The 20,779-nt window shown below is 62.3% G+C and carries 18 protein-coding genes; 10 read left to right on the forward strand and 8 right to left on the reverse strand.

The annotated features are described in order from the left end of the window. Positions 1–197: 197 nt before the first annotated feature. Positions 198–1,811: a DHA2 family efflux MFS transporter permease subunit gene (locus NKH67_RS06260; protein WP_352469582.1), complete on the reverse strand. Its 1,614-nt coding sequence runs from the start codon at positions 1,809–1,811 to the stop codon at positions 198–200. Next, the gene (locus NKH67_RS06265) at positions 1,808–2,983 is read right to left on the reverse strand and encodes an HlyD family secretion protein (RefSeq protein ID WP_352612832.1); all 1,176 of its coding nucleotides are present in this window, start codon (positions 2,981–2,983) and stop codon (positions 1,808–1,810) included. Before NKH67_RS06265 ends, NKH67_RS06260 begins: the two co-directional genes overlap by 4 nt. Before the next feature lie 268 nt (positions 2,984–3,251). On the opposite strand from NKH67_RS06265, the gene NKH67_RS06270 reads away from it, so the two are divergent. Next, positions 3,252–3,683: a hypothetical protein gene (locus NKH67_RS06270; RefSeq protein ID WP_023675469.1), complete on the forward strand. Its 432-nt coding sequence runs from the start codon at positions 3,252–3,254 to the stop codon at positions 3,681–3,683. 286 nt (positions 3,684–3,969) lie between these two features. Here the strand turns inward: NKH67_RS06270 and NKH67_RS06275 are convergent, their stop codons facing one another. From NKH67_RS06275 to NKH67_RS06285, 3 genes are all read right to left on the reverse strand, one after another. After that, positions 3,970–5,160, reverse strand: a complete 1,191-nt coding sequence (locus tag NKH67_RS06275; RefSeq protein WP_352501918.1) for an NADH-quinone oxidoreductase subunit D — start codon at positions 5,158–5,160, stop codon at positions 3,970–3,972. 66 nt (positions 5,161–5,226) lie between these two features. Then, the gene (locus NKH67_RS06280; RefSeq protein WP_352469585.1) at positions 5,227–5,652 is read right to left on the reverse strand and encodes a hypothetical protein; all 426 of its coding nucleotides are present in this window, start codon (positions 5,650–5,652) and stop codon (positions 5,227–5,229) included. Positions 5,653–5,798: 146 nt separating this feature from the next. After that, positions 5,799–6,473 (reverse strand): DUF2161 domain-containing phosphodiesterase, encoded by a 675-nt coding sequence (locus NKH67_RS06285; RefSeq protein WP_352469586.1) that lies wholly within the window; start codon positions 6,471–6,473, stop codon positions 5,799–5,801. A gap of 341 nt (positions 6,474–6,814) precedes the next feature. On the opposite strand from NKH67_RS06285, the gene NKH67_RS06290 reads away from it, so the two are divergent. From NKH67_RS06290 to apnL, 7 genes are all read left to right on the forward strand, one after another. Next, a complete protein-coding gene (locus tag NKH67_RS06290) occupies positions 6,815–7,642 on the forward strand; it encodes a phosphogluconate dehydrogenase C-terminal domain-containing protein (RefSeq protein WP_352469587.1) in 828 nt (275 codons plus the stop codon). A 263-nt stretch (positions 7,643–7,905) separates the two neighbouring features. After that, positions 7,906–8,847, forward strand: a complete 942-nt coding sequence (locus tag NKH67_RS06295; protein ID WP_352469588.1) for a D-ribose ABC transporter substrate-binding protein — start codon at positions 7,906–7,908, stop codon at positions 8,845–8,847. 113 nt (positions 8,848–8,960) lie between these two features. Further along, a complete protein-coding gene (locus NKH67_RS06300) occupies positions 8,961–9,614 on the forward strand; it encodes a DUF2291 family protein (RefSeq protein WP_352469589.1) in 654 nt (217 codons plus the stop codon). Then, positions 9,611–11,155, forward strand: a complete 1,545-nt coding sequence (locus tag NKH67_RS06305; protein ID WP_352469590.1) for a sugar ABC transporter ATP-binding protein — start codon at positions 9,611–9,613, stop codon at positions 11,153–11,155. Before NKH67_RS06300 ends, NKH67_RS06305 begins: the two co-directional genes overlap by 4 nt. Then, the gene (locus tag NKH67_RS06310) at positions 11,152–12,216 is read left to right on the forward strand and encodes an ABC transporter permease (RefSeq protein WP_023675478.1); all 1,065 of its coding nucleotides are present in this window, start codon (positions 11,152–11,154) and stop codon (positions 12,214–12,216) included. Before NKH67_RS06305 ends, NKH67_RS06310 begins: the two co-directional genes overlap by 4 nt. Before the next feature lies 1 nt (position 12,217). Then, on the forward strand, positions 12,218–13,252 hold the full coding sequence (locus tag NKH67_RS06315; RefSeq protein WP_352469591.1) for a Gfo/Idh/MocA family protein: 1,035 nt from the start codon (positions 12,218–12,220) through the stop codon (positions 13,250–13,252). Further along, positions 13,249–15,156: a D-apionate lactonase gene (gene apnL / locus NKH67_RS06320; protein WP_352469592.1), complete on the forward strand. Its 1,908-nt coding sequence runs from the start codon at positions 13,249–13,251 to the stop codon at positions 15,154–15,156. Before NKH67_RS06315 ends, apnL begins: the two co-directional genes overlap by 4 nt. A 76-nt stretch (positions 15,157–15,232) precedes the next feature. On the opposite strand, the gene NKH67_RS06325 is transcribed toward apnL, so the two are convergent. Both NKH67_RS06325 and NKH67_RS06330 read right to left on the reverse strand, forming a co-directional pair. Beyond that, positions 15,233–16,201: a GlxA family transcriptional regulator gene (locus tag NKH67_RS06325; RefSeq protein ID WP_352469593.1), complete on the reverse strand. Its 969-nt coding sequence runs from the start codon at positions 16,199–16,201 to the stop codon at positions 15,233–15,235. A gap of 281 nt (positions 16,202–16,482) precedes the next feature. Beyond that, the gene (locus NKH67_RS06330; protein WP_352469594.1) at positions 16,483–17,196 is read right to left on the reverse strand and encodes a transcriptional regulator NanR; all 714 of its coding nucleotides are present in this window, start codon (positions 17,194–17,196) and stop codon (positions 16,483–16,485) included. A 181-nt stretch (positions 17,197–17,377) separates the two neighbouring features. On the opposite strand from NKH67_RS06330, the gene oiaX reads away from it, so the two are divergent. Beyond that, positions 17,378–18,640: a 3-oxo-isoapionate-4-phosphate decarboxylase OiaX gene (gene oiaX, locus NKH67_RS06335; RefSeq protein WP_352469595.1), complete on the forward strand. Its 1,263-nt coding sequence runs from the start codon at positions 17,378–17,380 to the stop codon at positions 18,638–18,640. A 4-nt stretch (positions 18,641–18,644) separates the two neighbouring features. After that, the gene (locus NKH67_RS06340) at positions 18,645–19,979 is read left to right on the forward strand and encodes a four-carbon acid sugar kinase family protein (protein WP_352469596.1); all 1,335 of its coding nucleotides are present in this window, start codon (positions 18,645–18,647) and stop codon (positions 19,977–19,979) included. Positions 19,980–20,088: 109 nt separating this feature from the next. Here the strand turns inward: NKH67_RS06340 and NKH67_RS06345 are convergent, their stop codons facing one another. After that, positions 20,089–20,586, reverse strand: coding sequence for a hypothetical protein (locus tag NKH67_RS06345; RefSeq protein ID WP_352469597.1), 498 nt, complete (start codon positions 20,584–20,586; stop codon positions 20,089–20,091). Positions 20,587–20,779 lie beyond the last annotated feature (193 nt).

Consider the following 20,779-nt stretch of genomic DNA (forward strand, 5'->3'; position numbering starts at 1 on the left):
CGTCGGGGAGCCTGTCGGGGTCCGGCTCACGCACGGGCTTGGGATCGGGGATGGGAGGCGGTGGCACCGGGGTCGGTGTTGGCTCGGGTGTGGGAATAGTGGCCATCGTAATCATCTCCTCTTGGCGCAGAACAACGCAACGGGTCGGCTGGTTCCCGGCTTGCCCGTTTTTGGAACTACACCGTCGCGCCTGCGGGTCAGCCCATCTCCGGATTCGGCTGGCTGCCGCCTGACTTGCTTGACCGCAGCAGCAGCGCCAGCGGAACGAGCAGGGCGGTTGCCACCGCGCAGTAGCGGAAGACATCGACATAGGCGAGCAGCGTGGCCTGGCGAGCGATCAACTGGCCAAGCCAGGCGATCGCCTGCTGCTTCGCCTCGACCATTGGCGAACCCTGGGCGACGAAATGCTCGGTCGCCTGCCGAAGCGCCTGCTGATAGGCGGGCGACGACTGCACGGTGTGGCCGACCAGATTCGTTTGATGGATCTGGGAGCTTTGCGCAATGACGGTGTTGGACAGCGAGACGCCGATGCTGCCGCCGATATTGCGTGCAACGTTGATCAGCGCAGATGCCTGGTTGGTCTTCTGCGGGGGCAGGCCGACATAGGCCGCGGTCGAGATGGGAATGAACAGGAACGGCAGCCCGACCATCAGGAAAACACGGGCAAAGGCAAAGAAGCGGAAGCTGGCGTCCGGAGTAAGCGAGGTCATATGCCAAAGGGCCACTGCGACCACCGACATGCCCGTCATGATCAGGTATCTGGGCTGCACGATGCTGCCTACAAATCCGGACACCGGCATCAAGATCAACATGGCGATGCCGCCCGGCATCATCGAAAGGCCCGAGAGCGTCGCGGTGTAGGCAAATGTCGTCTGCTGCAGCTGCGGCACGATCTGGGTGGTGCTGAACAGGATAGCACCGACCGCCATCATGACCAGGAACGCCGTGCCGAACTGGCGCGTGAATAATAGGCGCATGTCGACGACCGGATCGCTGCGACTGAGTTCCCATGGGATAAGCAGCAGGAACGCGATCGCGGAAATCACTGCGAAAGTGGTGATGAAATCCGAGGCGAACCAATCGTAGCGCTGGCCCCGGTCGAGAAAAATCTCCAGGCACCCCAATGCCGTCGCTACCAGGACGAACCCGATCCCGTCGATCTTCAGGCCGCCTTTCAGCCGTTCCTTGCGTTCGCGTTCGAGTACGTCCGGTTCGACCAACAGCCATTGCACCAGGGCCAGCGACAGGATGCCGAACGGCACGTTGATGAAGAAGATCCAGTGCCAGGAGAAATGGTCGGTCAGCCAGCCGCCGATCGTCGGCCCGACCGTCGGTGCAACGATGACGGCAATGCCGTAAAGCGCGAAGGCCTGCGAGCGCTTTTCTGGCGGAAAGGTATCGGCAAGGATCGATTGCTCGCTTGGCGCCATGCCGCCGCCGCCGAGTCCCTGAAGGACCCTGAACAGGATGAGCAGTTCCAGGTTGGGCGCCAGTCCGCACAGCAGCGACGCGACGGTGAAGGTCGCAACGCAGAGCATGTAGTAGCGCTTGCGGCCGATGATGCTTGCCAGCCAGCCGCTGACCGGGATGATCACCGAGTTGGCAACGAGATAGGTGGTAATCACCCAGGTGCTTTCGTCCATTCCGGCCGCCAGGCTGCCGGCGATGTTGCGCAGGGCGACATTGGCGATCGAGGTGTCGAGCACCAGCATGAAAGTGGCGATGGAGACGACGACGGCGATAAGCCAGGGATTGTGCGTCCCGGCGGCGGATCGGCTTTCACCCTGATTTCTGGCGGTTTCGCCGCTCATCGCACCTTGACCGTCGGCACCACCGACAGGCCCGGCCCGAGAAGCACATCCGGCGGCTTGTCGAAGACGATCTTGACCGGCACGCGCTGTACCACCTTGACGAAATTGCCGGTGGCATTTTCGGCCGGCAGGAGGCTGAAGGCGGTGCCGCTGCCGGCCTGGATACTGTCGACGCGACCATGGAAGGACTTGTCCGGGTAGGCGTCGATGTCGATGTCGACCGGCTGTCCCTGCCGCATCAGATCGAGCTGCGTCTCCTTGAAATTGGCCTTCACCCAGACCTCGTCGGGAACGAACATCATCAATACCTGGCCAGGTTGGGCGTAGGTGCCGTTAGCCGCAGAAATGCTCGTTGCCCGCCCGGCTGCGGGTGCTGTGATAGTCGTGCGTGACAGCGTCGTGCGGGCTTGCTCCTGGCTGGCCTTGGCCTGCTCGAGCTGCGCCTCGGCGCTCCTGGCCTGTGCCTGCAAGACCGAAACCTGGCTTTTTGCGGAGGCGACATTGGCCTCGGCGCTGTCCAGCGCGGCCTGGTCCTGACGCAACGTCGATGCCGCCTGCTGCGCCTGCTGCTGCGTTGCTGTGCCCCTGGCCAGGAGTTCGCGATTGCGTTGATCCTCGGCCTTGGCGAAATCCAGCGCTGCCTTGGCCTGTGCAACCTGCCTCTGGGCAGCGTTTACCTTCGCGTTTTGAGCCTCGATCTGGGCGGCGACATTGACGATTTCGGCCTCGGCCGCGGCAACGCCGGCGTCGGCTTGCTTCAGGTTTGCCTGATAGTCGCTGTCGTCGATACGCAGGAGGACATCGCCCGCCTGTACATGCTGATTGTCGGTAACCGCCAGTTCGGTAAGGCGGCCGGCTATTTGCGCACCGATCGTCACTGTGCGCGCATCTATGAAGGCGTCGTCGGTCGATTCGTACTGGCGAGCGTTCAGCCACCAGATCGCGATGCCTGCCGCGACGAGCAACAGCGCAAGCGCGATGGCTGCGGCCGCATAGGGATGGCGCCTGGGAAAGCCGAGCAGACCGGCCTTTCGTTGCGAGGCGTTCCCGTCGGGTTTTTCCTGCCGGGGCTCTGCCGATCGCTCACGAGATTCTCGAACCGGGGCCGGTTGCTCCCGGGTTTCATTTACAGGCTCGACGTCTTGCTCGACGCGTTGAGGCTTCGTGTCCAACGGAATTGCTTTCAAGATTGATATTGCAGCCGCCGAAGCGGACGCAAAGCCAAACGGCAAGCTTCCGCAAAAGTTCCTGTCCGGAAACGGGTTCGGTTAACGGGTCGACATCGAACACAGGCGGGGGCGCGTCGGAATTCGAGCGCCGCTTCACCGGGCAGGTGATCCGTACGCCTCATGTTGCGGCGGTCCGGCCTTGTCAGCGCTCCATGGCGCGATAATTGCTCATATAGGCGTGGGCGAATTCACCTGTCGACAGGAGCCGACCATGAAACATCAAACACTCGACCAACTGCAGGCCGTCGCGGAAGTTGAGTCCTTCGCGGCGTATCCGGCGATGACTCGAACCCAGCGGATTGAACGTTGGGCGGAACTTCTCGAACAAAACCCGACGCGATGCCTTGGGGCGCTTCCAGGCACCGAATATATGAACAGGGAAGCGCGCGACAGATCGCGTGGCGCTGGGACGCCGCTCACTGTCGCCTTCGAGGATCCGGTTCTGCGTGCCATGGGCCTCAGCGATGATACCTATGGTGAGGCAAAGCGCTTCTTCGAACTGAGCGACCGGCAGTTGCACCAAATCGTCTGCCATTGCCATGTCGGCGCTACGATGCAAGCGAGATGGGCCGCTGCCAGGGTGCGCGGGATAGTTCGCGGCAACAGATTTGTTGCCTGGATGAAGGGCTTGATCGTGCATTGAGGCGGTACGAGGAACGGCGGAACACGCGTTCTTTCCGCGCCGTGGAGAGCGCTTCCGAACTTGGAAGGGCTCGTGCGCCGTCGGGCCGCGCAGATTGTGAAACTCCTTGACGCTTGGCTGCGCCTTGTCGCGGCCATGCGTCCGTCTTTGATGTGAGAATTTGAGCTGGCCCGCCACAGGTGAGAGCCTTCGTCTGACCGGTGGTCGAGCGCCGTCCAGGCCTGCCTGCGCGGCTACTAACGACGAATGATCCTGCGATCGGGGAAGATCCTGCGACCTGGCTAAACTAGCGATCGATTTCTCCGAACACGATGTCGAGCGAGCCGATGATCGCGGCAACATCGGCGATCATATGGCCTCGGGACAGGAAATCCATCGCTTGCAGGTGGGCGAAGGAAGGTGCGCGGATCTTGCATCGGTAGGGAACGTTGCCCCCGTCCGACACGAGGTAGACGCCGAATTCACCCTTCGGCGCCTCGACGGCGGCATAGACTTCACCGCTCGGCACGCGAATGCCTTCGGTATAAAGTTTGAAGTGGTGGATCGTCGCTTCCATCGAGCGCTTCATCGTGGCACGCGGCGGCGGCGTGATCTTGTGGCTCGGAATCGCGACCGGTCCCTGGCCTTCTGGTGAGCGCAACTTTTCCAGACATTGCCGCATGATCCGGACCGACTGGCGCATTTCCTCCATGCGGACGAGATAGCGGTCGTAGCAGTCGCCATGCTTGCCGACTGGGATATCGAAATCCATCTCCGAATAGCATTCGTATGGCTGCGCCTTGCGCAGGTCCCAGGACGCGCCCGATCCGCGCACCATCACGCCGGAAAAGCCCCAGGCCCAGGCATCGTCGAGGCCGATCACCCCGACATCGACATTGCGCTGCTTGAAGATGCGGTTCTCGGTCAACAGCTCTTCGAGATTGTCGCAGACCTTGAGGAACGGATCACAGAACTTCCAGATGTCGTCTAGGAGTTCCGGCGGCAGATCCTGATGCACGCCGCCGACCCTGAAATAATTCGCGTGCATGCGGGCGCCGGACGCGCGCTCATAAAAGACCATCAGCTTCTCGCGCTCGGCGAAACCCCAGAGCGGCGGCGTCAGCGCGCCGATGTCCATGGCTTGCGTGGTGACGTTGAGGAGGTGCGATAACAGCCGGCCTATTTCGCAGAAAAGCACGCGGATGAGCTGTCCGCGTTTCGGAACCGATATTTCGAGGAGCTTCTCGGCGGCGAGACAGAATGCATGCTCCTGGTTCATCGGCGCGACGTAGTCGAGCCGGTCGAAATAGGGCAAGGCCTGCAGGTAGTTCTTGTACTCGATGAGCTTTTCGGTGCCGCGATGCAGCAGGCCGATATGGGGATCGGCGCGTTCCACGATCTCGCCGTCGAGTTCGAGCACCAGCCGCAGGACGCCGTGAGCGGAGGGATGTTGTGGCCCGAAATTGATGGTGAAGTTGCGAACTGCAGCCTCGGCCATGACAGTCCTCCGCGATCAAGCGGGCTTTGGTTCCGTGCCGGAGCCGGCTTGTCCGCTTTCAGCCGCTCACGTCGTCGTCTGGATGATCAGCGTCAGGGTGCCGTCGCCGTCGATATTAGCTGCGACGACCTGCGTGGAATTAAGCCCGTTCGCCGCCAACGCCGATGCCGCCTGCGGCGATGCGTCGATCGAACTTTGCAGGATGCGCAAATCCTCGGCGCTGGTCTGGGTGACGACGGCCTCCGCCTGTGCCTTGATTTCAGGAGGCAGATCCTCCATCGCCACGATTGTCACAGCGGTGAAATTCTGGGCGGAGAAGGCTTGGTCAGGTGTAGCCTGGTCGGGAGTGGTCCCTTCGGGCGTGGCTTGCTCTGGCAGGGTTTGCGGGGCCGTCGGCGGGACAGGGGCAAGCTCTGGTGCCACGGATTGCGCATAGACCGGCGAGGCAAGGGCCAGCGCCGAAAGTGTGGCAATTGTCGTCGATAGGCGCATGGCCGTTCCTTCCGTTTGCTCAGCGGACGATCAATTCGGTGACGACAAAACCATCGTGTCGAAATATGGTTCCGTGACGAGGTGATGTCTTGCCGAAAGCCGTGATTGTCGCGGAAAGCAGGGCGCGAAATCCGGCGTTGCCTGTCTCAGGCAGCGGTGTGGCTGCGATCGGTCTGCGGCCAGCGCTGCAACGCCTCACGGCCCTGAGCGGTCAGTTCGTAGATCCCGCGATCGGTGCGCGCGAACCAGCGATACACATTGTGCAGCAGAATCTTGGGCGCGTTCGGCAGCTTGGGCTTCAAGTCACGCGGCCGCTTTGGGCCGTCGGCGAGTGCTGCGGCGCATGCCAGTGCCTGCTGGCGATAGGCGGTCATGATCGGCGCACGCGAGCCGCCGCCGGCGACAGGATCTCCCTGCCGACGCCGATGTTCGTCGATCAGCTTCGAGCGGCGCCGGGGGTCCCGACGCGGAGCCAATGCCGTCGGGCTGAGCAGCACCTGAACCTCGCCGTTCGGTCGCACGCCAAGCAGGCCAAAGCCGAGCCGACGGCAGAGATTGCGGTATCTCACATCGCTCTCACGGCCCTTGCCACGGGCCGACATGCATGCCGCTAGCCAGACCTCGTCGCTCGCCGCCATACGGTCGACGCCCTGGAGCACCAGTTCGAGGTTGAACTTCAGCTTCAGCTCGCAGATGACGACGATCGGCGGAGAGTCGGCACTCAGCGCCAGCAGATCGCAGCCGCCGATCTCGCCCTTGACCATAAATCCCAGGCCTTCCAGGAAGGTCTTGACCGGGCTGTAGAGTGAAGTTTCGAGCATGGGCCTTTGTCGGCTGCGAATCATCCCGCCGATCGGCGGTTCAGCGCGATGATCGCTCCTTGCCGTTGAACAGGAGGTAAACGACGGTCGAGCAAGTGGTCAGAGCCGTGCCATGGCCGCTTGCCAATTTGGTATGCTGGTATAATGTGTACCTAAGGTAGCATGCTCCGCGTAGCTGCGCTGTGCTGGACATCCGGGCGCCCGAGACATCGTCCATGGCATCGTCATTTGAGCGGCGGCTCCCCTGCGTTCTCTAATCCGCCAACCGGCGGCAATGTGCATACAAGTCAATGGGATGACGATCGGCAGGGCCATCGTTGGAATTCAGGAGTAACGGACACATGACAACGATTGCGCTGTTTGGTGCGGGCGGCAAAATGGGTTACCGTCTGTCGACCAATTTTCGCGGATCTCCCTATACGATACGCCATGTCGAGGTCAGCGACGCCGGCCGCGAGCGGCTTAAGTCGGGCCTCGGCATCGATGCCGTCAGCGCCGATGAGGCGCTTGATGGCGCCGATGTGGTGATCCTGGCGGTGCCGGACACGCATATCGGCAAGGTCGCGGCGAACATCGAGAGCAAGCTTGCATCAGGCACGATGGTCGTCGTGCTCGACGCCGCGGCACCTTTCGCCGGGCATTTGCCGAAGCGGCCGGACCTGACGTATTTCGTCACCCACCCGTGCCATCCGCCGATTTTCAACGACGAGACCGACATGGCGGCGAAGAAGGACTATTTCGGCGGCGTCAAGGCCAAGCAACACATGGTCAGCGCCTTGATGCAGGGACCCGAGGAGGATTTCGCCAAGGGTGAGGCGATCGCCAAGATCATCTGGGCCCCGGTCATGCGCTCGCATCGCGTCACCGTCGATCAGATGGCGCTGCTCGAGCCCGGCCTTTCGGAAACGGTATGCGCTTCGCTGCTCGTCGTCATGAAGGAGGCCGTTGACGAGGTGGTGGCGCGCGGGGTCGACAAGCAGGCGGCGCTCGATTTCCTGCTTGGTCATATGAACGTGCTTGGCGCCGTCATCTTCGGCGAGACCAAAGGCGTGTTCTCCGACGCCTGCAACAAGGCGATAGAGTTCGGCAAGCCGGTGCTGATGCGCGACGACTGGAAGCGGGTGTTCGAGCCGGAGGAGATTGCCGCGAGCATTCAGCGCATCACTTGAGGGCAGCGACGCGTTCTCCGGAACATGTCACCTGAAATTGTCATTGACTCATTATACCAGTTGGCTTAGCTGTTCGATGGATCGGACCGTCAAGCTTCGCAGCAGGAATCAGGCGCTGGATGAGTGGAGGATAGGGGGAGCGATCCGTCGAAGTGAAGCCGGCCAAGGGCTTGTGAATATGACGCGACCCGCCGCCTACGACTAACCAAATCGAATGCATATAGCCTTGGGGACAAGGCACAGATTTTCAACGGGAGGAATACATGAAACTGACACGCAGAATGACGCTTGCGGCTTTTGCCGGCATGCTGGCGCTTGGCACCGCCGCACCCGCCTATGCGGCGGATTTGATCGCCATCATCACGCCCTCGCATGACAATCCGTTCTTCAAGGCGGAAGCTGTCGGCGCGGAGGCGAAGGCCAAGGAACTCGGCTACGAGGCGTTGGTGCTCGTCCATGACGACGACGCCAACAAGCAATCCGAATTGATCGACACGGCGATTGGCCGCGGCGCCAAGGCGATCATCCTCGACAATGCCGGCGCCGACGCCACCGTCGCCGCGGTGCAGAAGGCCAAGGACGCAGGCGTTCCTTCCTTCCTGATCGATCGCGAGATCAATGCCACCGGCGTTGCCGTCGCGCAGATCGTCTCCAACAATTATCAGGGCGCCCAGCTCGGCGCGCAGGAATTCGTCAAGCTGATGGGCGAGAAGGGTAATTTCGTCGAGCTCGTCGGCAAGGAATCCGACACCAATGCCGGCATCCGCTCCAAGGGTTACCACGACGTCATCGACGACTATCCGGACCTGAAGATGGTGGCGCAGCAGTCGGCCAATTGGAGCCAGACCGAGGCCTATTCAAAGATGGAATCGATCCTCCAGGCCAATCCCGATATCAAGGGCGTGATCTCCGGCAACGACACGATGGCGATGGGCGCTCATGCGGCACTTGCCGCTGCCGGCCGCAAGGACGTCATCGTCGTCGGCTTCGACGGGTCGAACGACGTGCGCGACTCGATCACCTCCGGCGGCATCAAGGCGACAGTCCTGCAGCCGGCCTTCGCGCAGGCGCAGATGGCGGTCGAGCAGGCCAACGACTTCATCAAGAACAAGAAGTCTCCGGCCGAGGAAAAGCAATTGATGGATTGCGTCCTGGTCAATGGCGACAATGCCGCCAAGCTGGAGACGTTCGCGCTCACCAACTGAGCCGGCGTAACATCAAGCAGCAAGGGACGAGCCTCCGGTTCGTCCCTTGCTTCCATTTCGCCCTTGCCTCCATTTCTCTGGGTGCTCCTGACCGCCATGCCGAACGAGCCGACATGTTCAACACGCTGACCCGGCCGATCCTTGTCGCGTTGTTCCTCGCAGCAATAGGCAGCCTGACCGCCTGCAAGATCCTGCCGACGCCGTCGGCGGAAAACGGCGGCACTGGCTCCGCATTCGATCCCGACAAGATGGTCGAGGACATCTGGGCGGCGAAAGTCATACCCTATCTGCAGCAGAAGGCCGGGCCGTTTGCCGAGGTTCACACCTTGGCCAAGACCGATCCCGCCGCTGCCGGCGCCAAATACGGCAACCCGAAGAAGCAGGCGAATTCGCCATGGACCTTCGCCGTTCGGATCGAGGGCAAGGTCGTGGCAGCCAACACACAGTCACGCGCGGCGACGATGGACGTCGATGCCGACGGCGACGGCAAGGCGGACGCGCGGGTGCAGATCGGACCCGCAATGCGCGGAACCGCGCTGCGCGACAGCCTCGACTTCATCCAGTTCAACGATTTCACCAACCAGATCGACTTCGCCCAGTTCGGCAAGGCTTTCAACGCCTATGCCGACAAGACCGTGCTTTCCAAGCTGCCGCGCGAGGCACTCGAGGGCCGCAGCGTCGAGGTACTTGGCGCCTATACGCCGGGCAGTGGCCAGGACCTGCCGCTGGTGACGCCGGCGGAGGCAAAGATCGGGCCGAAGTCATGAGCGGCGATCAAGATGTCATCCTGAAGCTGGAGGACGTCTCGAAAGTCTATTCCGGCACCGTCGCGGTCAAGCGGGCGAATTTCGAGGTGCGCAAAGGCGCGGTCAACGTGCTGGTCGGCGAAAACGGAGCCGGCAAATCGACGCTGATGAAGATCATCGCCGGCGTCGAGCAACCGACGCTCGGGCGCATCCTGCTGGACGGCGAGGAGGTTTCATTCTCGTCTTCCGGTGATGCCGTGAGCCGCGGCATCGGCATGGTTTTCCAGGAGCTGAATCTGTTCGGCAATCTGACTGTCGCCGAAAATATTTTCGCCACCCGCGAGATCACCAACCGCTTCCGCAAGATCGACCGCAAGGAGCAGGAGCGCCGTGCGGCGGAGTTCCTTGAACGCCTGGAAGCCGGCATCCGGCCCGACATGCTGGTCGAGGATCTGCGCATCGGCCAGCAGCAGTTGGTCGAGATCGCCAAGGCGGTTTCGCTCGATGCGCGCATCCTGATCATGGATGAACCGACCTCGGCGCTCAGCGCGGCGGAAGTCGAGATACTGTTCAAGGTGATTGCCGACCTCAAGGCACGCGGCGTGGCAATCGTCTACATCTCGCACCGGCTCGAGGAACTGATCCGCATCGGCGACACCATCACGGTGCTGCGCGACGGCCGCATCACCGGCCAGGCGGAGATGAAAGACGTCGACACCCAGTGGATCGTGCGGCAGATGATCGGCTCGGATGCCAAGGACTTCGCCAAGGCCGACGGCCATGTGCCGGGCGAGGAAATATTCCGCGCCGAGGACATCTGCCTGCCGCGCGTCACCGGCGGGCTTGCGGTCGATCACGTCTCGCTGTCGCTGCGCGCCGGCGAAATTCTCGGCATCTATGGCCTGATGGGCGCCGGACGCAGCGAGCTGTTCGACTGCATCATGGGCCGCCACGGCCATTCGACGGGCACGATATTCATTGCCGGCAAAAAAGTGCACGAGCGCGACACGACGCGGCGCATCCGGCGCGGCCTGGCGCTGATCCCCGAAGACCGCCAGCGCGAAGGGCTGGTGTCGATCCTCTCCGTCGCCAGCAATCTGACGCTGGCCAGCCTGTCGCGGTTCGTGCGCCTGTTCCACATTCGTGGTGCCGCCGAACGACAGGCGGTGGCCCGGACGGTGCGCGAACTGGCGATCAAGGTCGCCGATCCGGCGCAGGAAGTCTCGTCGCTGTCAGGCGGCAACCAGCAGAAGGTGGTGATCGGCAAGGCGCTGCTCACCGGGCCGAAGGTGCTGTTGATGGACGAGCCCAGCCGCGGCATCGACGTCGGCGCCAAGGCCGACGTGTTCCGCACCATGCGCAAGCTGTCGCGCGACGGCCTGGGGATTCTGTTTGCCACCTCCGATCTCGACGAAGTGATGGCGTTGTCCGACCGCATCGCGGTGATGAGCAATGGAAAACTGACCGGCATGTTCGACCGCGCCGAGGCGACGGAGGCCGCACTCGTCGCTGCCTCCGCCTTCGGCCACGGACCGGTCCCGCACGGAGAGCAAGACGCATGACTGACATCCCAGCCAAGGCGGCGGTCAACTCCATGTCGGGCGGCTCGGTCCTGCTGACGCTGATGAAGGCGAGGACGTTCATCGCGCTGATCGCCGTGCTGTTATTCTTCTCGATAGCCGCCCCCAATTTCCTATCGGCCGCCAATCTTATCCTGATGTCGAAGCATGTGGCGCTGAACGCATTCCTCGCAATGGGCATGACCTTCGTCATCATCACCGGCGGCATCGACCTGTCGGTCGGCTCGATCGTCGGCCTGTGCGGCATGGTGGCCGGCTATCTCGTGCTCAACGGCATCGACCTGCAGGTCGGCTACACCATCTATTTCAACGTCTTCGAGATCGCGCTGATCACGCTTGCCGTCGGCATATTGATCGGCGCCGTCAACGGCTTGCTGATCACCAGGCTCAACGTTGCGCCGTTCATCGCCACGCTCGGCGTGCTCTATGTCGCGCGCGGCCTGGCGCTGCTGTCGTCCGACGGCCGTACTTTCCCCAATCTCGTCGGCAAGCCGGAGCTCGGCACCACCGGATTCGGCTTTCTCGGCGCCGGCCGGTTGCTCGGCCTGCCGGTCGCGCTCTGGATTTTGCTCGTCGTTGCGCTAGGGGCGGCCTATCTCGCCAAATACACCCCGCTCGGCCGCCACATCTTCGCGGTTGGTGGCAATGAACGGGCGGCGCGGATTTCGGGCGTCCGCGTCAATATGGTGAAGATGTTCGTCTACATGTTCTCCGGCTTCTGCGCGGCGATCGTCGGGCTGATCATCTCGTCCGAACTAATGGCCTCGCATCCGGCAACCGGAGAGAGCTTCGAGCTGAACGCCATTGCCGCGGCGGTGCTCGGCGGCACCTCGATGTCGGGCGGTCGCGGCACGATCGGCGGCACCATTGTCGGCGCCTTCGTAATCGGCATCCTTTCGGACGGGCTGGTGATGATGGGAGTGAGTTCGTTCTGGCAGATGGTGATCAAGGGCCTCGTCATCATCGTCGCCGTCGTCGTCGACCAGGCACAGCGCCGGCTGCAGAGCCGTGTCACGCTGATGCAGATGGCAAAGGCCGGCTGACATGGCGGAACTGCGTGGAGCGCTGATCGGCTGCGGCTTCTTTGCCATCAACCAGATGCATGCCTGGCGCGACATAGAGGGCGCCTCGATCACCGCCATCTGCGACCGCGATCCGGACCGGCTACGGATCATTGGCGACCAGTTCGGGGTCGCACGGCGCTATACCGACGCGGCAGCGCTGTTTGCCGGCGAAAGGCTGGATTTCGTCGACATCGCCACCACGGCACCAAGCCACAGAATGCTCGTGGAGATGGCGGCGCAGCACGGCGTTCCGGCAATCTGCCAAAAACCGTTTGCGCCGACGCTTGCCGACGCCAAGGCGATGGTAAAGGCCTGTGCTGACGCCGGCGTGCCGCTGATGGTGCATGAGAATTTTCGCTGGCAGTCGCCGATCCAGGCGGTGCGTACCGTGCTCGACAGCGGCGAAATCGGCACCCCCTTTTTCGGACGGATCTCGTTCCGCTCTGCCTATGACGTGTTTTCCGGCCAGCCTTATCTGGCGACGGGAAAGCGCTTCATCATCGAGGATCTGGGTATCCACATCCTCGACATAGCCCGCTTCCTGCTGGGCGACGTCTCGACCGTCACTGCGCGAACGGCGCGCATCAATCCCGGCATTGCCGGGGAGGACGTTGCGACGATGCTGATGGACCACACGGGCGGAGCCACTTCCGTGGTCGACTGCAGCTACGCCAGCAGGCTCGCGACAGAGCCGTTCCCCGAGACGCTGATCGAGATCGACGGCAGCGACGGCACGATCCGGCTGGCGCAGGGCTACCGCCTCACCGTCACCGGCAGGAGCGGGACAGCTGTGAGCGACGTCTCGCCGCCGCTGCTGGCCTGGGCATCACGGCCGTGGCACAACATCCAGGAAAGCGTCGTCGCCATTCAAAAGCATTGGGTCGACTGCCTGACCAAGGGAACCGAGCCCGCGACCTCGGGCGCGGACAACCTCAAGACATTAGCGCTGGTCGAGGCTGCGTACGCTGGCGCCGCAACCCGGGAGCCGGTGCAACTCGACGCCTTGCCGAAATGACAGCCGACGCCTTCCTCCTCTACGGCACACGTGCCGTTGAAGCCGAACCGGTCAGGCTGCGCGCCGGCGCGCTGACGGCGGACTTCGTCAACGGCAATCTGCGCACCATCCGGCATGGCGGCACCGAGGTTCTGCGCGCCGTCGCCTTCATCGTCAGGGATCGCGACTGGGGCACCTACGAGCCGGCGCTCACCGATTTAATCATCGACCAGGGCGATGACGCTTTCTTCGTCAGCTATTCGGCAGGTTGTTTCGGACCAGAGGGAAGCCGGCTCGACTTCCGTGCGACCATCAAGGGCTCGGCCGATGGCCAGCTGATCTTCGACGTGAGCGCTCTTCCCGACAACGATTTCGAGACCAATCGCTGCGGCTTCTGCATCCTGCATCCAATTGCCGGGCTGGCCGGCAGCCCGGTCACGGTCGAGCATACCGATGGCAGCGTGGTCGCGACGCGGCTTCCGGAGCTGATCGATCCCTGGCAGCCTTTCAAGGATCTGCGGGCGATCACCTATGAGGTCCGGCCGGGCGTCACCGCCGAATGCCGGATGCAAGGCGACATTTTCGAGATGGAGGACCAGCGCAACTGGTCGGATGCCTCCTACAAGACCTATGTCCGGCCGCTCGCGCTGCCATGGCCCTATGTGCTGCCTGCCGGCAAGACCTTCCGCCAGACCACTAGTTTGCGGATAGAGGGTCGCGGGAAAGTGCCGGCCGCTGCGGCAATCGCGGAACCAATTCGCGTCACGCTCGGCCAAGCCGGACCGGCGCTGCCGGATGTTGGCGTGATCATCTACCCGGATGAGGTCGAGGCGGCGCTGGGCAAGCTGCCGATGCTGTCCGAGCTTGGTCCGCAGCAATTGATGTTCCACTACGACCCGACGCGTGGCCATGGGCTCGACGCCTTGCGATCCTACGCCCGGCTCGCCGCCGCCTATCCGGTCCGGACAACGCTCGAATGTGTCATTGCCGGCGACCGCGATCTAGACGTCGAGCTTTCAGGCATCGCCGACATGGTGCGCCAGGCCGGGCTCAAGCTTTCGGCCATTGCCGTCTCGCCCTCGGTCGACCGGCAGTCGACGCCGCCGGGCAGCGCATGGCCGCAATGCCCACCGCTCGAAGACGTCTATGCCGCGGCGCGGCGCTCCTTTCCCGACAGCCGCCTCGGCGGCGGCATGTTCAGCTATTTCACCGAACTCAATCGCAAGCGTGTGCCGGCCGACCCGCTCGATTTCGTCACGCATTGCACCTGCCCGATCGTGCACGCCGCCGACGATCTCAGCGTCATGCAATCGCTGGAGGCATTGCCTTTCATCGCGGCGTCAGTACGAACGATCTTCGGAACAATACCTTATCGGATCGGGCCGTCGACCATTGCCATGCGCCAGAACCCTTATGGCGGCGCGACCAAGGCTAATCCCGACAGTCAGCGCATTGCCATGGCCGACCGCGACCCTCGCCATGCCGGGCTGTTCGGGGCCGCATGGACGATCGGCTATGCGGCGCGCGTCGCGCCGGCCGGGCTCGAAATGCTGACGCTCTGCAGCTTCACCGGACCACTCGGCGTGCTGGCCTCGTCGGGCGAACCTGTCAAAGAAGGTACACTCCGGCCGATTTTCCACGCGGTGAAAGGACTTTGCGATCTGGCCGGCCATGCGCATGTGGCGGCGACAACGACCGATGAGACGCGGGTGCTGGCACTGGCCGGCCACTCCCAGACAGGCAAGATCATCGTCTGGCTGGCGAACCTTACTCCGGACGACCTTCCAGTCGATGTTTCCGGGCTCGGTTCCGATCAGGGTTTTCTGAATATCTGGGATGGACGAACGTCACGCCAGATTCAGCGCGACGCGTCGGGCCGAGACCGTCTTGTGATGACGCCCTACGCAATCGTCCGGATTGGCTGAAGTCACGCCGGGGTTCATGAATCGCCGCAGTTCCGCAGCGGTTGCCCGTAGCCGCAGCACTTCCGCTGCCGACTTGTCACCGGACTTGCTTTCGAAACTCGCCTGGTGCCATTCCAGTTGTCTTGGAAAAAAGACGGCTGAACGAAGCGACGTCCTGATATCCCACCCGATAGCAGATTTCTGAGACGCTCAGTTTCGTTTCCTCAAGCATGGACCTTGCCAACTCCAGCCGCCTTTCCTGGATCCATTTTCCCGGCGTTGTCTGGAGCTCGTCGAAAAACCTGCGAGACAGGGTTCGCGAAGACATTGCCAATTCGGTTGCAAGAAATTTCAAATCGATTTCTGACATCTTGTCTTTCGAGAGCTCGCGCAGCTTGTTCTCGAATGGGCTGGCGTCGTTCGAAATTTTGTCGAGAGGAAATTCGTAGGGACTCTGGAATTTGCGCGGCGGAGGAAGAACCAGAAGTTTTCGAATGATCCGCTCTTCCTTCTCGAAGCCCAGATCGATCAGCAAAGCCCTGGCGAGTTCGAGTCCGGAAAACCCGCCTCCACATGTGTAAAGGCGGTCCTGGCGAATGAGCAGGCGGGAAGCGTCCCATCGCACTTGCGGAAACCGGCGGCTTGCCTCGTTCTTCAGCCACCAGGATATCGTTGCGCGCTTGCCGTCCAACAATCCCGAAGTGGCGAGCAGATAACACGCGCCGCAATGTGCTGCGATGATTGCGTCCTGCTGCTGCGCGAGCGCGATCAGCGGTTTTGAATGCTCACTCTCCTCGTCGAGCGAGCGCAGAAGCTCCGGAATCTCGACACCCGGCATGGCAATGAGAATCAGGACATCCATTTTCCGGGATGGTTGAGCCTTTGTCGGGAAGGAAATTCCGGTGCTCGATGCCGACGGCGCGCTCCTTGAAACGAACTCACAGGAGAGAACCTGCGAACGGCAGACGTCATTCACAAGCTGAAACATTTCCACGAGCGTCGAGACGACGGCCGAATAGAAATTCGACGGCAGCCAGATCACAACGTGGAGGCCCCTGTCAGCCATTGCGGTACTCCAGTGTCGTTCTCGGGTGGCAAGCCTAGCATAGTCTTTGCAAGAATTGCCAGTCCCAGAACAAGCGCGGCGCCTCCAGGAGGGCCTATGCGGGCTTGCTGACGAAAGCGGGCCGCGGAAATCCATGGCTGGGAAGATGCAAATGCCGAAATCGTTGAATGAAAACACGCGGCACATACATCGGATTCAGACGCAACAGAAAACTGCGTCGGTCCGGGCTCAGGCCGAGAGCAAGGTGCCGGCCGCTGCGGTCGGGACCTTGCTCTTGATTTTCAGCTGCCGGAGTTCATCACGTAAAGCGCACGCGAGCGTTCGAGGTGCTTGATCATCGCCTTCTCGGCGCCATCCGCATCCTCGGCCTCGATGCGTCCGATGATCTCTTCGTGCTCGGTCAGCGTGAACTTTTCCTTGCCGGTCCAGATCAGCATTTCGGTGTGGTATTCCTTTAGCCAGCCAAGCATTGCCTCGCTGACGGCGACATAGATCGGGTTGCCGGATATTGCCGCGATCTGGGTGTGGAATTTCATGTCGGCGGATATAAAGGCTTCCGAGTCGCCACGATGGCTGCGCTGCTCGGCAACCGTTGCGCGCAACCGCTGCACGTCCTCGGCGGTTGCCTTCTCTGCGGCTTCCCTGACCATGCCGCGCTCGAAGAAGATACGCGCGTTCTTGAGGTGCTCCAGCGTGTCCTTCGACGACGACAGGATGATCTTGGCGGCGCCGTCGACCTGTTTGATGATCGACTTGGCGGTCAGCTGCAGCACTTTCGCCCGCTCGCCATGCGAGATCGCGACGAGGCCCATATTGCTCAACGCCTGCATTGCCTCGCGGATCGCCGGCCTGCCGACCTCGAAGCGCTCCATCAATTCGCGCTCCGACGGCATGTCGTCACCCGGCAGCAATTCGCCGCTGGTGATCAGGCGCTTCAGTCTCAAGAATACTTCGTCGGAAAGCTTGCGCCGGACGATCGGCTCCGAACGGTTCATCGTCGCGAATCACTCCTTTGACCGGCCCCTATCTAGCATTTCCGCCGTGAATTCCGGAACGCCTGCTGCCGGCTCGCCCTTACCGCCAAGCCGGATGGGGCTTGCAAAACTTATGTACTCATTATACCAGATTTCAAGGGCCAAGGAACCTTTTTCGAACCACCCGGCAGGCCGCGCGAATATGATTGTTCTCACCTATCGCATCGAAACGCCGGGCAATATCGAGGCGCTGGCGGCCAAGATCGCAAGCGACCAGTCGACCGGAACCTTCGTCGCGCTGGCCGGCGAGACCGAAGAGCTCAAGGCCAGGGTCGCAGCGCGAGTCCTGGCGATACGGCATCTGCCGGATGCGGATCGGCCGTCTCTTCCCGAAACCGGTCCCGAAGCGCGCAACGGCCCGGTCAAGCGCGCCGACGTCGACATCGCCTTTCCGCTGGACGCCATCGGCACCGACCTGTCGGCGCTGATGACCATCGTCATCGGCGGCACCTTTTCGATCAAGGGCCTGTCCGGCATTCGTGTCGTCGACATGAGGCTACCCGAGGAGTACCGGGGCGCGCATCCGGGCCCGCAATTCGGCGTCACGGGCAGCCGCAGGCTGACCGGTGTCGTGGATCGTCCGATCATCGGGACCATCGTCAAGCCGGCGCTGGGACTCCGCCCGTACGAGACGGCCGCAATGGTGCAAGAGCTGATTGCGGCCGGCGTCGACTTCATCAAGGACGACGAGAAGCTGATGAGCCCGGCCTATTCGCCGCTGTCGGAGCGGGTGAGGGCAATCATGCCGTTGATCCTCGACCACGAGCAGAAGACCGGTAAGAAGGTCATGTATGCCTTCGGCATTTCACATGCCGATCCCGACGAGATGATGCGAAACCACGATCTGGTGGCAAAGGCCGGCGGCAATTGCGCGGTGGTCAATATCAATTCGATCGGTTTCGGCGGCATGGCTTACCTTCGAAAACGCTCCAGCCTTGTGCTCCATGCCCACCGCAATGGCTGGGACATTCTCACCCGTCATCCCGGCCTTGGCATGGATTTCAAGGTCTGGCAGCAGTTCTGGCGCCTGCTCGGCGTCGACCAGTTCCAGATCAACGGCATCGCCTCAAAATACTGGGAACCCGACTGGTCCTTCGTCGAATCCTTCAAGGCGGTGACCACGCCGATCTTTTCGCCGGCCGATTGCGCATTGCCGGTCGCCGGCTCCGGCCAGTGGGGCGGGCAGGCGCCTGAAACCTTCCAGCGAACCGGCCGGACGGTCGATCTTCTCTATCTCTGCGGCGGTGGCATCGTCAGCCACCCGGACGGGCCGGGCGCCGGCGTGCGCGCCGTGCAGCAGGCCTGGCAGGCGGCGGTCCAGGACATTTCGTTGGCGGATTATGCCTTGAGCCATGTCGAGCTGGCGCGGTCGATCGAGAAGTTCGGCGGCGGCGAGGCGGCCTGACGCCATGCAAAACCTGCTTCTGAGTTACTATGGCGACGACCTGACCGGCTCGACCGACGTTATGGAGGCGCTCGAGCTCGGCGGCGTGCCGACCGTCCTGTTCATGCGCCAGCCGGACGAGGCGCTGCTTTCGCAATTTGCGCATTGCCGCGCCCTTGGGCTGGCCGGCACCAGCCGCAGCGAGACGCCGCAGTGGATGGACACGCATCTGCGAGATGCCTTCGCCTGGCTGAAGACCGTCAACGCCGAGATCTGCCACTACAAGGTCTGCTCGACCTTCGATTCCAGCCCGGCAATCGGCAGCATCGGCCGGGCGATCGAAATCGGCCGCTCGGTTTTCCGGCAAGAGGGCGTGCCGCTGGTGGTCGGCGCGCCGCAGCTGAAGCGCTACACCGCCTTCGGTCATCTGTTCGCGGCCTATCGCGAAAAATATTTCCGCATCGACCGCCATCCCGTGATGAGCCGCCATCCGACCACGCCGATGGACGAATCCGACCTGCTGATCCATCTGTCGCGCCAGACCAGCCTCGCCTCGGGCCTGGTCGACCTGGCGACGCTGCAGTCTGCGTCGCGGTCGAAAGCATTCGACCGGCTTGTGGAGAATGGCTCAGGTATTGTGCTTGTCGATGTCGATAGCCTGGAAACCCAGGCACTTGCCGGCAAGGAGATTTGGCGCGCTCGCAAGCCGGGCGGTTATTTCGTCGTCGGCTCTTCAGGCATCGAATATGCCTTGCTGGTCGAATGGGCAGCGAACCGGATCGTGGATACCAAATCCGCCTTTTCGCCGCCGGGCGCTGCCGACAGGATCGCCGTGGTCTCGGGGAGCTGCTCGCCGACGACGGAACGACAGATCCGTTATGCTCTGGCCGACGGCTTCGACGGGATCGAGCTCGACCCAGTCGAACTGGTTTCTGAGGCTTCGAACGACGCGATTGCGCGCGCGGTGGCAACCGGCCGCTCCAGCCTACGGGCCGGGCGCAGCGTCATCCTCTACACCGCGCTCGGGCCTGCGGCCGACCGCGGTGCAGAAATCGATCTCCGGGAAGGCGCCCGCCATAAGCTCGGCCACGGCCTTGGCGAGGTTCTCCGCGAACTGACGCTTCAAGAGAAGCTACTGCGCGTGGTCATCGCCGGCGGCGACACGTCGAGCCATGCACTTGGCCAGATGGGCGTAGACGCGCTGACTGTGCGAATGCCGCTGCCGGCATCGCCGGGCTCGCCACTTTGTGTGGCGCATTCAAGCATTAAGGCGATCGATGGGCTGGAAATTGCCCTCAAGGGTGGGCAGGTCGGAACCGACCGCTATTTCTCCGCTATTCGCGATGGGGTCGGCGGTTGAGAGCGGGGAATGTCAGGTCAAATCGGTGATGCTCGATCGGGATCGAGGATACTAGCCGGCAAACCAGAAATCTCAGGCGTTCAGATCAGCGGCAATGCCACTCATCACGCTATCTGCCCATTGTCCTGCCTGGATGATACTGACGGGCGTAGGCGACACAGGCGTCTACCGTGCTGACACAGAGCGCATCGCGGTTGTTCGGCAGGTTGTTGTCGCCGGCGTAGGCAACCTCGGCAACATGACCGTCAACCATTCGAATTTGCGTGTTGCAATAGCCGCCGGGGGCGACGTTGACGGAACCCCCCAGCGCCGGGACGGGGCCAATGGCCACGGTCGGAACGACAATGTTGAGATTGCCGCGTTGAACGACGCGCTGATAGGTCCAGATCTGGCCGGATTTGCCGACATCGGCAGTGGCGGTAGGAAAGCCGGCGCACATTCGAACGTCCGCCTCGCTAAGGCCGACCATCTCCCTGCGGGCTGCCGCCGCCGTGGCGTCTTCCTTCGCAGTGCTCGACGTGTCGTCGGGCATGACGCAGGAAGACAGGATGGCGGCGCTTGCCGATAGAAGGAGAAGGGCAAGCTTTCGGGTGTGGAAAGATGTCATACCAACTTCGGATTGCACGGGAGCCCCGAATGCCAACCTAGGAAGTGGGCCAATCGAGTCAACCGGCAGAAAATTCACGAAGTCGTTGGTCCGCCATTCCGCCGCACGCATCTGCTGGAAGAGGTTAGGCTGCCGCCGTGACCCTCGCGCCCTATCTTCCGCCTGGGCATCGGATTTCCAAATTCGACCCCTT

Origin of the sequence: Mesorhizobium sp. M0968, from assembly GCF_040319065.1 — a bacterium.
Taxonomy (GTDB): domain Bacteria; phylum Pseudomonadota; class Alphaproteobacteria; order Rhizobiales; family Rhizobiaceae; genus Mesorhizobium.

Bases quoted from the DNA above. Each gene is read 5' to 3' on its own strand.
- NKH67_RS06275 (WP_352501918.1), bottom strand. From the start codon at position 5,160: ATGGCCGAGGCTGCAGTTCGCAACTTCACCATCAATTTCGGGCCACAA.
- NKH67_RS06305 (WP_352469590.1), top strand. From the start codon at position 9,611: ATGAGCGGCGATCAAGATGTCATCCTGAAGCTGGAGGACGTCTCGAAA.
- NKH67_RS06310 (WP_023675478.1), top strand. From the start codon at position 11,152: ATGACTGACATCCCAGCCAAGGCGGCGGTCAACTCCATGTCGGGCGGC.
- apnL (WP_352469592.1), top strand. From the start codon at position 13,249: ATGACAGCCGACGCCTTCCTCCTCTACGGCACACGTGCCGTTGAAGCC.
- NKH67_RS06285 (WP_352469586.1), bottom strand. From the start codon at position 6,473: ATGCTCGAAACTTCACTCTACAGCCCGGTCAAGACCTTCCTGGAAGGC.
- NKH67_RS06315 (WP_352469591.1), top strand. From the start codon at position 12,218: ATGGCGGAACTGCGTGGAGCGCTGATCGGCTGCGGCTTCTTTGCCATC.
- NKH67_RS06290 (WP_352469587.1), top strand. From the start codon at position 6,815: ATGACAACGATTGCGCTGTTTGGTGCGGGCGGCAAAATGGGTTACCGT.
- NKH67_RS06295 (WP_352469588.1), top strand. From the start codon at position 7,906: ATGAAACTGACACGCAGAATGACGCTTGCGGCTTTTGCCGGCATGCTG.
- NKH67_RS06325 (WP_352469593.1), bottom strand. From the start codon at position 16,201: ATGGCTGACAGGGGCCTCCACGTTGTGATCTGGCTGCCGTCGAATTTC.
- NKH67_RS06260 (WP_352469582.1), bottom strand. From the start codon at position 1,811: ATGAGCGGCGAAACCGCCAGAAATCAGGGTGAAAGCCGATCCGCCGCC.
- NKH67_RS06330 (WP_352469594.1), bottom strand. From the start codon at position 17,196: ATGAACCGTTCGGAGCCGATCGTCCGGCGCAAGCTTTCCGACGAAGTA.
- oiaX (WP_352469595.1), top strand. From the start codon at position 17,378: ATGATTGTTCTCACCTATCGCATCGAAACGCCGGGCAATATCGAGGCG.
- NKH67_RS06300 (WP_352469589.1), top strand. From the start codon at position 8,961: ATGTTCAACACGCTGACCCGGCCGATCCTTGTCGCGTTGTTCCTCGCA.
- NKH67_RS06340 (WP_352469596.1), top strand. From the start codon at position 18,645: ATGCAAAACCTGCTTCTGAGTTACTATGGCGACGACCTGACCGGCTCG.
- NKH67_RS06270 (WP_023675469.1), top strand. From the start codon at position 3,252: ATGAAACATCAAACACTCGACCAACTGCAGGCCGTCGCGGAAGTTGAG.
- NKH67_RS06345 (WP_352469597.1), bottom strand. From the start codon at position 20,586: ATGACATCTTTCCACACCCGAAAGCTTGCCCTTCTCCTTCTATCGGCA.
- NKH67_RS06280 (WP_352469585.1), bottom strand. From the start codon at position 5,652: ATGCGCCTATCGACGACAATTGCCACACTTTCGGCGCTGGCCCTTGCC.